This window comes from Prochlorococcus sp., from assembly GCF_965655815.1.
GTDB classification, from domain to species: domain Bacteria; phylum Cyanobacteriota; class Cyanobacteriia; order PCC-6307; family Cyanobiaceae; genus Prochlorococcus_A; species Prochlorococcus_A pastoris.
In genome coordinates this window covers 68,255-79,798 of record NZ_CBFHHZ010000003.1, presented here as the reverse complement: position 1 = coordinate 79,798, position 11,544 = coordinate 68,255, and the positions used below count along the sequence as shown (strand labels likewise).

General features: G+C 28.8%; 14 protein-coding genes. 4 read left to right on the top strand and 10 right to left on the bottom strand.

All coding sequences use genetic code 11. From position 1 onward, the window contains the following. Window positions 1-33: 33 nt before the first annotated feature. Window positions 34-507 carry an HNH endonuclease gene (locus ACTF45_RS05230; protein WP_438949553.1) on the top strand — a complete coding sequence of 158 codons (474 nt, stop codon included), beginning with the start codon at window positions 34-36 and terminating at the stop codon, window positions 505-507. Between the two features lie 83 nt (window positions 508-590). Further along, window positions 591-1,109 (top strand): pentapeptide repeat-containing protein, encoded by a 519-nt coding sequence (locus tag ACTF45_RS05225; RefSeq protein WP_288347401.1) that lies wholly within the window; start codon window positions 591-593, stop codon window positions 1,107-1,109. A 6-nt stretch (window positions 1,110-1,115) separates the two neighbouring features. Here ACTF45_RS05225 and ACTF45_RS05220 read toward each other — a convergent pair whose 3' ends face one another. Then, on the bottom strand, window positions 1,116-1,478 hold the full coding sequence (locus tag ACTF45_RS05220) for a hypothetical protein (RefSeq protein ID WP_438949490.1): 363 nt from the start codon (window positions 1,476-1,478) through the stop codon (window positions 1,116-1,118). A 199-nt stretch (window positions 1,479-1,677) separates the two neighbouring features. Next, complete coding sequence (locus ACTF45_RS05215; protein ID WP_438949489.1) at window positions 1,678-2,550, bottom strand: carbohydrate kinase family protein; 873 nt, start codon at window positions 2,548-2,550, stop codon at window positions 1,678-1,680. A gap of 41 nt (window positions 2,551-2,591) precedes the next feature. Here ACTF45_RS05215 and ACTF45_RS05210 point away from each other — a divergent pair, with 41 nt between their 5' ends. Then, complete coding sequence (locus tag ACTF45_RS05210; protein ID WP_036930268.1) at window positions 2,592-2,960, top strand: DUF2834 domain-containing protein; 369 nt, start codon at window positions 2,592-2,594, stop codon at window positions 2,958-2,960. Window positions 2,961-2,980: 20 nt separating this feature from the next. On the opposite strand, the gene ACTF45_RS05205 is transcribed toward ACTF45_RS05210, so the two are convergent. Further along, window positions 2,981-4,210 (bottom strand): MFS transporter, encoded by a 1,230-nt coding sequence (locus tag ACTF45_RS05205; RefSeq protein WP_288347407.1) that lies wholly within the window; start codon window positions 4,208-4,210, stop codon window positions 2,981-2,983. A 2-nt stretch (window positions 4,211-4,212) separates the two neighbouring features. On the opposite strand from ACTF45_RS05205, the gene ACTF45_RS05200 reads away from it, so the two are divergent. Further along, window positions 4,213-5,775 (top strand): alpha/beta hydrolase family protein, encoded by a 1,563-nt coding sequence (locus tag ACTF45_RS05200; RefSeq protein ID WP_438949488.1) that lies wholly within the window; start codon window positions 4,213-4,215, stop codon window positions 5,773-5,775. Here ACTF45_RS05200 and ACTF45_RS05195 read toward each other — a convergent pair. The 7 genes from ACTF45_RS05195 to ruvC all read right to left on the bottom strand — a co-directional run bounded on the left by ACTF45_RS05195 (window position 5,772) and on the right by ruvC (window position 11,543). Then, window positions 5,772-6,794, bottom strand: a complete 1,023-nt coding sequence (locus ACTF45_RS05195; RefSeq protein ID WP_438949552.1) for an ABC transporter permease — start codon at window positions 6,792-6,794, stop codon at window positions 5,772-5,774. The two genes, ACTF45_RS05200 and ACTF45_RS05195, sit on opposite strands and share 4 nt — an antisense overlap. Further along, window positions 6,787-8,358 carry an ABC transporter substrate-binding protein gene (locus ACTF45_RS05190; protein ID WP_288347411.1) on the bottom strand — a complete coding sequence of 524 codons (1,572 nt, stop codon included), beginning with the start codon at window positions 8,356-8,358 and terminating at the stop codon, window positions 6,787-6,789. Before ACTF45_RS05190 ends, ACTF45_RS05195 begins: the two co-directional genes overlap by 8 nt. 21 nt (window positions 8,359-8,379) lie before the next feature. Next, the gene (locus ACTF45_RS05185) at window positions 8,380-8,640 is read right to left on the bottom strand and encodes a hypothetical protein (RefSeq protein ID WP_288347412.1); all 261 of its coding nucleotides are present in this window, start codon (window positions 8,638-8,640) and stop codon (window positions 8,380-8,382) included. Window positions 8,641-8,702: 62 nt separating this feature from the next. After that, complete coding sequence (locus ACTF45_RS05180) at window positions 8,703-10,004, bottom strand: homoserine dehydrogenase (RefSeq protein WP_438949487.1); 1,302 nt, start codon at window positions 10,002-10,004, stop codon at window positions 8,703-8,705. 35 nt (window positions 10,005-10,039) lie between these two features. Further along, window positions 10,040-10,465 carry a SufE family protein gene (locus tag ACTF45_RS05175; protein WP_288347414.1) on the bottom strand — a complete coding sequence of 142 codons (426 nt, stop codon included), beginning with the start codon at window positions 10,463-10,465 and terminating at the stop codon, window positions 10,040-10,042. Between the two features lie 37 nt (window positions 10,466-10,502). Next, entirely contained in the window at window positions 10,503-11,060 is a 558-nt protein-coding gene (locus tag ACTF45_RS05170) for a 5-formyltetrahydrofolate cyclo-ligase (RefSeq protein ID WP_438949486.1), read from the bottom strand. Window positions 11,061-11,069: 9 nt separating this feature from the next. After that, window positions 11,070-11,543, bottom strand: a complete 474-nt coding sequence (gene ruvC / locus ACTF45_RS05165) for a crossover junction endodeoxyribonuclease RuvC (protein WP_288347432.1) — start codon at window positions 11,541-11,543, stop codon at window positions 11,070-11,072. Window position 11,544: the final 1 nt, after the last annotated feature.

The following is an 11,544-nucleotide window of genomic DNA, read 5'->3' as shown; positions in this document are numbered from 1 at the left end:
AAAATCGAACTTGCCAAGCCAAACAAATCTGAAATGTTTGAATTGAAAAGTTACGAAAAATTTCGTGATACGGAAGATGTCAGATTTTTCGATATTAGTATTAATAACTCAAATTTTAGAGACTTAGTAATTCATAATGGGCCAGCTGTGAGTCCACCTAATGATAAAGAATTAGGCAATTGGCAGTTTTATATTCATCACAAACAAGAGGATAACCTTTTAGCTATTTCAGGAGGAAGAACTTTTTATCTCGTAAACTTAGGCTGGGAGTATCCTTTCTACAAAGTAAGATTAGAGTCATGTGGATTAATCTTAAAAATCCCTAGAGGAACTTTTCATAGATCTGTTTCTGATGAAAATGGTTCTGTTGTTTTAAATCAAGCTATAAGAGATAAGGAAGGAAGTGTTGAATCTGAATTCAAAGTTACCAATAGCAAAGATGATAAAAAACTTCACGATTGCATAACAAATTTACAACCTAAATTTAAAATTTATAGTGTTAAGTAACTTTAAAAACTTTATTCAAATTTTAAAAACAATTTAAATCATTATCTTATTGAGATAAGATAGAGGCACTGTAAAATTTCAATATGAATCGATTAAGCTTTTTGAAATACTTTTTATGTCTGACTTTTTCTTTTCTGATTTTTACCTCTCCTGTTTTTGCAGGTGCAAATGTAGCGACTAAAGGAGAGGGAGATGAGGTTCCTAGTTACGTAAGATCTAATATTACTGGTTTTGATTTTCATGGAGAGGATCTTCATTTATCCTCAATAGCAGGAGCAGTAGCAAGAGATGCTGACTTTAGTGAAGTCGATCTACATGGAACAACATTAACTTTATCTGACTTAAAAGGTTCTAATCTTAATGGAATAGATTTAACTGATACTCTCGCAGATAGAGTGAATTTCCAAAAAACAGATTTAAGGAATTCCATTTTGATAAACATGATAGCTTCTGGAAGTAGTTTTGCTGGTGCTCAAATAGAAGGAGCAGATTTTTCTTACGCGATTCTGGATAGTGAAGACCAGAGAAATCTTTGCAAAATTGCTGAAGGAGTTAATCCAACTACAGGAGTTTCTACTAGAGATAGTCTTGAATGTAATTAAGTAGTTTTATATTAGATATATTTTCTTTCCATTAATATATTTATAGATCTTTTGATCTGAATCTATAAATATAGTTTCTCCATTTAATTTTGACTTCTTAAATTTTGAGAGTCTTGCTCTATGAATATTAGATTTTCTATTTGTAATATCTTCATTATCATAAAGTCCTATATAGATATTAATATCCGGATCTGAAAATGTTTTTTCATCGTCTCGTGAAAAGATTTTTTCAATATTTGACTCTTTACTAAGAAGTTTCTTTTTAAATTTAGATAACTTATTATTCTTATTTTTTTTTATATTAGTAATTTTTTTAATTAGTAATATAAAAACTAAAGCACAAGCAAAGCCAATTAAATATATATTCATCTAATTTTAATTTTGAAATCAAATCCTAAATTACTTTTAGTGGTTAATATTTCCTTTTTAAAAATACCATAGGTAAAAATCCCAGATAAAGTTTTTAGAGATTCAAAAACCAAAAAAGAGATTAATAAGAAGAAAATCATAATTGAATCAACAAGATAACTTCTTTTTGTATTTAACAAATTATTCATTAAAAATTCACCTAACTATAGTTGTTAACATTTTTATATGGTCCAAAATGTTCACTGCAATTTCTACCCATTATTTTAGCAAGATTTAAACTTTCTTCTATATTCCAATCTGAGGAAAGTCCATAAAGAATTCCTGCCGCGAAAGAATCTCCGCATCCATATGAATCAATTTTATTTTTTTTATTTTTAATAGCTTTATATCTACCTCCTGGGAATACTATCCCGCCATTCTCACCTTCTGTTTTGATAACATATTTTGGGTTTAATTTTAATTCATTTAAAGAAAACACTTCTCCGGGATCAAGATTACTTCCAATTAATCCATCTAAAAATATCCCGGATTTGTTAATTATGTTTAATCCTACTCTGGGTGTGGTACATAATGTTTTAGCTATCCTCGATTTTTTAAATAATTCTTTATCACCTGCTGTAATAAATACTCCATCCATATCATTAAGGGCAGCCCAATCTAAATCATCATTATGATTAGGGGACAATCTATCTCCAATAATAGTGATAGATCTTTCGCCATCAGAATCAATTACACTGAAACCTTTTCTTGTTGGTTTATCTCGCCATGCTACATGTAATTTAATACCCATATTTTCAAGAATATTTAAACATTGCTTGCCATAAAAATCATTACCTAAAGCTGTAAAGAAATGGACTTCGCTATTAGTTAATTCCCGTAGTCTTTTTGCTATCACTGATCCTCCTCCGGCAGGATATTCTAAAGATTTTTTAGAATGAGAGATTAAACCTGGTTTAGGTAATTGATCTACTTCAATAAAATTTATCCACTCAATATGTCCAATAACAGCAAACTTTAGGTTTCCTTTTATAAATTTATAATCCTGAAAATTATAATTTTCTTCTTCAATCATAAGTTTATTAATACTATTATTAGGGTATATATCATTTGCATATGAATTCACTAAACATACTAAAAGATAATAAACAAAAACTATCTTATCTTTACCTTTTTCTATCATTCCTTGGAGCAATCCTTCCAATGATGGCAAATTTTGATTTTGCTATTGAATATGGAAATAGTTTTGACATTAAAAATTTTATTTCATTAGCAAATGCTAATCCAGCAGCTCAATCCATTTCAAGAGATTTATTGGTGGGTGCTACTGCAGTTTTTATTTGGATAGTAAATGAATCTAAAAAATTGAATATAAAAAATATGTGGGTTGTTTATATTGGAACCTTTTTAATAGCATTCGCTTTCTCTGCTCCTTTTTTCTTATTTCTTAGAGAAAGAAGAATAATTGAAATAGAGAAAAAATAAATATTATTTATATAAAACTTTTAAAATGATTTCTTAAATATCATCGCAAACATTAAAAAACAAAAAGATGAAATAGCTACCCACATAATCGATGCATACCCAAAAAGATCTAGTACCCGCCCAGAAATAAATGGTCCGAAAAAATATCCCATTGCAAAACATTGTGATAACAGTGCTAGTGCATAACCTTTTTTATTTGTAGGGGCAATACTGAAAACAACATCTGTAGATGTTGGCAGGAAGGAAGATGTGCCTAAACTTATTAAGACGATTGCAAAAAACACGAAATAAAAAGCTGCAATATTTAAATAACTAGAAATAAATAACAAAAGTGAGGCGAAAGAAAAGTTGATTAAGCTAAATTTCAATCCAAATAATTTTCCTTTTTTTGATATCCATGAACCAATTGGCCATTGTAAAATTAATAATAAAATTAACTGAAAAGAAATTATAAAACTAATAACTTGTTCATTTAAGACATCTCTAATAACTCCACCCTTAACAAGATCAAGTGGTAATGTCACCTGAATTAAAGCAAGAGATGTAGTTATCAATATCACAGATAAAACTATTATGGTTGTATTTTTATTCCATCTCTTTTGATAAATTTCAACTTCATCTAAAGCCTTTTTTTGAGAGTTCTCTAAAGTTTTTTTTATAGACTTTTTATTTCTTAAAATCAAAAAAATAATTGAAAGCATACAAAATATATCATTAAAAAAAATCGATTTGAGATAAATAAAATTATTCATAAATCCACCAATAAACACTCCTAAAAATATCCCTAAAGCCTCAGAAGTTCTAACGAGGGCATAAGCTTTTCTTGTATCAATAGGTTGACAAAAATATGGGACTACAAATTCTGCAGTAGGCCAATATATCCCCGCGGCTGCTCCAATAAAAGCTTGACCAAGGATGTAAAAGTAAATATCTTTTGAAATAATTAAACAAAATCCTGCAGCAATACTTATGAATGAAGAGATAACTAAAGGATTTTGAATTTTGCCTGTTTTATTTAGGTAATTTCCAGTAACGATTCTTGTTAAAGTACCTATGATCGCTGATATCGTGAAACCTAGACCAATTTCTGTTGCTGACAATCCAATATTATTAAAAATAAGGGATGTTAAATAAATTACTCCTCCTGCTCCAAATGAAGCAAAGAATCTTATTTTAGTTATTAACCTTAAATGAAAGGGAAATTGACTCCACCAAAGTTTACCTGTAAGTAATTTATTCGGAATAACCACAATTGAAATTCATTTTTATACTTTTTTTAAGTTTCTTTAGTTTTTGTTCAGCAAAAGATGCAATGGCGGCTGAAAAGATAAATATCAAGTTCGAAGAGATGTCAATCCCTTTAACTATAGATCAATTATTAAACTTAGAGAATTATAAGAATGATTCTACAGAATTAATAGACTGGTTTAAGCAAAATGATTTTTTAAAAGTATTTGAGATATCAAGATTTTTAAAATTCCCAGTTTTTAAAGAAGAAAGTTTAAACAGGCAAGTATTAAGAAGTTGGGTAGGTAACAAGATTCTTTCAGAATTAAGTAATACTATTTTGGTTCCCAATGACAAAGATGGTATAAAGGTTTTTAATACAATAGAAAATTTGTTGGAAGTCAAAAATGAAGTTTCGACTTTGGACATCCTAAAGGCTTTACCTTCAGAAGAAATTTCATTAGATATTGATAATTTAATTTTAATAATTTCTTCATGGAAAAAGGAACTAGAAAAGCAACAAAGTCTAAACCTAAAATTAAAATCATTAGAAAAAACCAATAACTCTTTTTCCAAGAAAAAAATATATAAAGGGGATTCAGATCTTATAAAAATTAATAAGAAAATTTATTCGCCTCATAGAGGTGAGCCTTTAAAAATCGAATTATGGAAAAATAAGAAAACCAAATCAAATAAAGAACTAATTATATTTATGCCAGGACTTGGAGGAAATATTGATAATTTCAGATGGATTAGCATTGAATTAAGTAAGAGAGGTTGGCCCGTATTATTTATAGACCATGAAGGAAGTAATTCAGAGGCTTTTTTAGAAGTCTTCAAGGGTACTAATTCAATTCCAACTAGTGCTGACTTTTTCTTATACCGTATCAAAGATTTAGATGCAGTAATAAAAGCGCATAATAATGGGAAATTAGGATTAGCCAATGATTCATATATTTTAATGGGACATTCATTAGGAGCTTTAATAGCTTTTTTGTATGAAGGTGATTTACCTAAAGATGACTTTGAAAAAAGATGTGATTTAGCTTTAAAAGATTTTGCAATAACAAATTTATCAAAATTACTCCAATGTCAATTAAACGAAATTCCATTACCCGAAATAATCAATTCAAAGAAAGCAAATGGAATCATAGGATTTAATTCATTTGGAAGCTTAATCTGGCCAAATGAAAAAAATTCTGGGATTGAGATTCCAGTACTTTTAATTGGAGGGACTTATGATCTTATAACTCCCTTATTAAGTGAGCAATTCAAAGTGTTTTTATCTACGACTAATAATCCCTTAAATAGATTCTTGATTATTGAGGGATCAAGTCATTTTTCACCAATAAGAATCAATGATAAGTATTCAGAAAATATCGAAAATAATGATATTTTTAAAATTAATAAATCTTTTATTGGATCAAATCCTTACTATTTTCAAAATTTATCTTTAAAAGTTATCGTAGAGTTTTTAGAAAATATAAACAATAATGAAAGCATTAAAGTTATAAAAAATCAAACTGAAAGCAATCTTGATTTTCATCTTTTAGATAGAGAGACTTTAAAAGCAATAATCAAAAATTAGTATTCAATTCGAGGATCTAATATAGCAATTAAAATATCCACAAAAAGATTTAATGAGACTATTAGTAGAGAGGTGATAATTACAATTCCTTGAACAACAGTATAATCCCGTTGGGAAATAGCTTCATGTAACCTTAAAGCTATACCTGGCCATGAAAAAGTAACTTCAAAAAGAAGTGCTCCTCCTGCTAAAGAAGCTATTGTTAAGCCTGAAATCGTAACAATAGGCAAGAGTGCATTTGGTAAAGAGTGATTTAAGATAATTTTCCTTCTTGAAATTCCTCTGCATAAAGCTGAATTTACATAATCACTTTTTAGTGTCTTGTCTAAATTTATTCTTAAAGATCTACTAAAAATTCCGCTCAAAAGAAAACCAAGAGTTATTGAAGGAAGCGCAAGATGATATAAGCTTTCTCTTAAATAGATAAGATTATTATTTAGAAGACTATCTAGAACTAGAAAGCCTGTAATTTTAGGTTGGCTATAAATGATTGGGAACCTCCCACCAATTGGAAAAATTCTTAAATATACCGAAAATATTAATTGAGCTAAAATCGCCCCCCAGAAAGGTGGAATTGCATATGAAGAAATTCCTATTACTCTAGCTATGTAGTCTCCTTTTTTTCCTTTATTTTTTAAACCAAAAAAACCAAGCGGAAAGCCTATAAAGATTGCAAAGAATATTGAAAAAATACCTAGTTCTACGCTCGCTGGTAATGATTTAAGAATAATATCAAGAACCGGTTCTTGAGTACTTAAAGATTCTCCAAAATTTAAATGCAAAATATTATTAATGTAAGAAAGATATTGACTAAGAAGAGATTCATTTAACCCTAATTTATATCTAAGAATTTCTCTTGAAGCTTCATTAGCTCCAGATCCTAAAATTGCGTCAACTGGGTCTCCTGGCGCAACTCTCAACAAAATAAAAACTAATGTAGATATAATCCATAACATTAAAGGTATTAAAGAAATCTTTAATAAAGAATAATTTAAAAGTTTATTAAGATCTCTACTCATTAATGAATTTGAGATCACTCATTAAAATAATTCCTGCACCATTAAAAATAGGTTTTGAAATTTCATTTTGCGACCAAGCTTTTTGAGATGAAATCCATATTGGAATATAGGGTATTGATTCTGAAGCTATTTTCTCTATTTCAATTAATTTCGCTAATCTTTCTTTACCGTTTAAATTTTCGCTATCAAGAAATAAATCTTCTACTGTATTCGATCCCCAAAAACTTCCGCTGTAAACTGATTCTCCTTTTTTACAGTTTTTACCATCTATTTCACTGCAACTTAGAAGGGGTGTTAAATATGCCTCGGGGTCAGAATAAGCACCAGTCCAATCAAGAATAACCGCTGTATATATACCTAAATTTAGATTCTTATAAATAGTTGTAGACTCTACTCCGTTGAGTCTAATATTAATACATTCATTCAAAATATTTTTTATTTGTTCTTGCCAAGAAAGAGCAATTAGTTTATCAGCAGGTACGTTAGATCTATAAGTAAGAGGAAAATCTAAAACATTACCGTTACAATAACCTTCATTTTTTAGTAACACTTTTGCTTCTATGGGATCATATTTTGGCCATAATTCATTCTTATTTTTTTTATAAATTGGTGGAACAAGTGATCTTGAGGGTTGCCTTAATCCATAACTAACCTTTTCGCTAATAAAGTCCCTATTAAGACTTTTAGCTATAGCCAACCTTACATTAAGATTATTTAAGGGATAAGAATTTGTTCTTAGACTAATAAAACTTATTTCTGTAGCAGGACTCTTTCCTTCTTTAATTTCTTTGTTAATGCTTAATAAATTTAAATTATTTCTTTGAATATCATCGATTGAATTTGATAAAAGAACATCAATTTGTTTACTTTTTAGAGCTCCGAAAAGAGAAGAAGAGTTGGAATATCCAATAAAACTAATACCTTCATTATTAGGTTCATCACTCCAATAATTTAAATTTGGATCAATTATTTGAATTTCATTTGAAAATCTCTTCAATATATATTTACCTGTACCAACAAATTTATCATTTAAAAATTTATCAGAATAATCTTTATAATAAGTAGGTGAAACAGGTGTCAAATTTATAGATGTAAGTAAACCATTAACAGAGCTTGATGGTTTATTTAGATTAATGATTACCTTATATTCACTTGGAGTTTCTATAGATTTTATTTTATTGCCCAAGATATAATTCATTGTTCCGATTCTTTTAAATCTATCAAAAGAAAACTTTATAGCATTTGAATTAAATAAAGTTCCATCATGAAAAAGAACATTTTCTTTTAGATTGATTATTATTTGTAATTTATCTTTTGAAAAAATTGGCATTCCTGATGCTAATTCAGGAATCAATTCTCCTTCAGAATTTAATTCATATAAAGTATCACCAAGTGAACTTAATAATTGTAGTGATTTAAGAGTACTTGCCCTAGCAGGATCTAAGGATTCAATTTTACCTGAACTTGCAACTATAATTCTTTTGGATTTATTATTAGAAACGCAAGAATATTGTGATAAAGAAATTAAAAAAACGAATAAAGCTATTAAAAAATTATTGTGCATAACATTTGATTTTTCAGAAATTTACTTTTCATTAAAAGTATCAGAGCAATAGGTTTGTAGTGTAATTTGATTAATTTCCAAGGAGAATGTCTTATTAACTTCCAAAGCGAATGGCCACTCTCTTATCCAACAAACTTTACTCTCTGGATTAATTCCTACAACCTGAAATGTCTTTTGACTATTTTTAATTTTTACACACGCTCCTTTATAGAGGTTTTTACAACTGTTATTAGGATTAAATTTAAAATTATTTTTAATTTCTACTAATTTTGAAAAACTCATTACATAAATACATTTCCTCTCTTTGGTTTAACAAGCTAAAGAGAAATATGCAAATGTTTTTTTCAAATACAACTTAATTGGCTAGCAATTAATTCAACTTCAGAAAGAGCATTTATTTCCTTCTTTGATTTTTCAAATTTACCATTTGAGACTTCGTGTGTGATAACAACTATTTCTGCTTTATTTTCACTTGCATCTAATTGGACAATTGATTCAATTGATACATCATTCTTACCAAAGATATCTCCAATCTTACCAATCACTCCTGGACTATCTAAACAAATAATTCTGAGATAATTCTTTTTTGATATTTGATTAGAATTAATGATATGACATTCTCTCCAAAAATTAAAAGATAATAATGGATCAATGGATTTCGTATCCTTTGTTAATGAAGACTGAAGATTTAAAATATCAGAAACAACAGAAGCAGCGGTTGGTCCACTTCCCGCTCCTGGTCCGTACAACATTATTTCCCCTAGAGGATCAGCATCTATAAGGATGGCATTATTCACACCATCAACCGTTGCCAAAGGATGAGATTTAGGGATTAAAGAAGGACCTACCCAAATATTTAGGGAAAGAGAATCATTAATGTTTATAGCATTTCTTTCAGAAAAGGCTAAAAGTTTAATTTCAAAACCTAGTTTATTTGCATATTCAATATCTTTAATATCTATTTGATTTATACCTTCTGTACTAATTGAAACTCTATTAATTTTACCTCCAAATGCGAGTTCAGAAAGAATTGAAATCTTATCAGCTGCATCGTGTCCTTCAACATCAGCAGTTGGATCAAATTCTGCGAAACCAAGTTTCTGAGCTAATTTTAATGTTGCCTTATAATCAGCTTTTTCATTTGACATTTTTGTAAGTATAAAATTTGTTGTACCGTTTATTATCCCAACCATTTTATTTATTTGATTACTTTTAAGAGATCTTTTTAAAGGTTCAATTATTGGAATCCCTCCACATACTGCTGCTTCTGTTAAAACATAGACTCCATTCTTAGCAGCTGTGGAATATATTTCATTACCATATCTTGCAATTACCGCTTTATTAGCTGTAACTACTGATTTTCGAGCCTTTAAAGATTTCAGAATAATATCCCTAGCTATATCTGTACCTCCCATTACTTCTACAATCACGTCAACATTTGGATCTTTAATTAGTTCATAAGGATCACTTATTAATAGATTATTCTCTAATTTAATATCCCTTTTTTTGTTGATATTTTTAACAGCTATTCCTACAATTTCTATATCTTTTAAAATTGGATGTAGGTCATTTTTCGATTTTAGAATTTTATAAATACCTTTTCCTACAGTTCCAAAACCAATAATTCCAATTTTACATTTTTGCATTAGTTATCTTTTATTGTAATTTCAATTTTATAATATTATTTCGACAAAAAATCATTTGCCTGAGACTGCATTTTTAAGAGAATATTTAAAAAACCATTTGATCTTGATGGGGTTAGACTTGCTTTTAGACCAGTATCTTCTATAAATTTATTGTTTATATTAACGACTTGTTTTGGCGTTAATTCATTCAGTCCATTAATAAGGAATGCAAGTAACCCCTTTGTTATCAAAGCATCAGAATAGCCTTCCCAATAAAGTTTACCTTCTTGAAAACTTGCTTTAACAAAGACTTCAGAAACACATCCTTGAACTTTATTTTCGGGAATTAAGATGCTATTATTTGGAACTTTCAATTTTTTACCTAACCATAAAATAAACTCATATTTTCTTTTGGGATCTTCTGCGTTTTTCAGTTTCTCAACTAATTTATGTAATTCAGTATAAATTTCTTTCTTTTCCATTGTTATAAAACTATTAAATAACTAAATTAGATACACACTATACTAATATTTCTTTTTCTGTAATAAAACCTGATAGAGGGATATCCCAATCAGCTCTAGTCAAAAATTTATCGCTTACACAATTAGAGGTTAAGATACCAATACATGGAATAGATCTCCAATTTTCATCTTCCCTTAATTTATCAAAATATCCTCCACCGTATCCTAATCTTATTAAGTTTTTATCTACGGATAGGCACGGAATAAACATCATACTAATTTTTTCATAACTTAATTTATTTGAAGAATGAGGAGCTTGTATCCCATGTATATCTTTAGATAATTGTTTCTTATCCCAGGCACAAAATAAGAGATTTTTGTTTTCTTCACATCTCGGCAAGGCTAATAGATATTCATGACCAAGACTTCTTAAATCAACTTCATTTTCAAGAGGCCAATAAATTCCTATATACTTTTTTTTTAAATCTTGTCTAAAAATTGAATCAACATATGTTTTAACATTGATTTCAACTTTTCTCATATCATTAGCTGATTTTTTATTTCTCAAATTTCTAAAAAATTTCCTTTCGAAATTCTTTTTTTCTGAGATAATCATAATTTATATTTAATTAAATCCTTCTTCATTTAATTTTGTAAGGGCTATGGCTAGTGCGTCTGCCGAGTCATCAGGTTTTGGTGCACGAGTTAAATTTAGGTTGTACATTACTGCTTCAATAACTTCCTTCTTTGATGCTTTGCCAGAGCCTGCGATAGTAAGCTTGACTTGAGAAGGAGCGTACTCACTAACTTTAATGCTTTTGGAAGCAAATACCATCATAATAACTCCCCGAGCCTGAACAACGCTAATGGTAGTGCTAGATCTATAAAAGAAAAATTTCTCTACAGCAGCAATATCAGGTTTCCACTTATCAATCAATGTATTGAGATCATTAAAAATTTCATACAGTCTATCTCCCTCCTCTTTATTTTTATTAGTTTCAATTACCCCACAATCAAGAAATATCTTCTTTTCATTTTGAATCTCAATAATTCCATATCCAACTCTTCCTAATCCAGGATCAATTCCAATAATCCTCACT

Excerpts from the sequence above, each read along its gene's own strand:
- ACTF45_RS05210 (WP_036930268.1), top strand. The coding sequence starts at position 2,592 with ATGAATTCACTAAACATACTAAAAGATAATAAACAAAAACTATCTTAT.
- ACTF45_RS05230 (WP_438949553.1), top strand. The coding sequence starts at position 34 with ATGTTTGAATTGAAAAGTTACGAAAAATTTCGTGATACGGAAGATGTC.
- ACTF45_RS05225 (WP_288347401.1), top strand. The coding sequence starts at position 591 with ATGAATCGATTAAGCTTTTTGAAATACTTTTTATGTCTGACTTTTTCT.
- ACTF45_RS05190 (WP_288347411.1), bottom strand. The coding sequence starts at position 8,358 with ATGCACAATAATTTTTTAATAGCTTTATTCGTTTTTTTAATTTCTTTA.
- ACTF45_RS05215 (WP_438949489.1), bottom strand. The coding sequence starts at position 2,550 with ATGATTGAAGAAGAAAATTATAATTTTCAGGATTATAAATTTATAAAA.
- ACTF45_RS05220 (WP_438949490.1), bottom strand. The coding sequence starts at position 1,478 with ATGAATATATATTTAATTGGCTTTGCTTGTGCTTTAGTTTTTATATTA.
- ACTF45_RS05185 (WP_288347412.1), bottom strand. The coding sequence starts at position 8,640 with ATGAGTTTTTCAAAATTAGTAGAAATTAAAAATAATTTTAAATTTAAT.
- ACTF45_RS05180 (WP_438949487.1), bottom strand. The coding sequence starts at position 10,004 with ATGCAAAAATGTAAAATTGGAATTATTGGTTTTGGAACTGTAGGAAAA.
- ACTF45_RS05170 (WP_438949486.1), bottom strand. The coding sequence starts at position 11,060 with ATGATTATCTCAGAAAAAAAGAATTTCGAAAGGAAATTTTTTAGAAAT.
- ACTF45_RS05175 (WP_288347414.1), bottom strand. The coding sequence starts at position 10,465 with ATGGAAAAGAAAGAAATTTATACTGAATTACATAAATTAGTTGAGAAA.
- ACTF45_RS05195 (WP_438949552.1), bottom strand. The coding sequence starts at position 6,794 with ATGAGTAGAGATCTTAATAAACTTTTAAATTATTCTTTATTAAAGATT.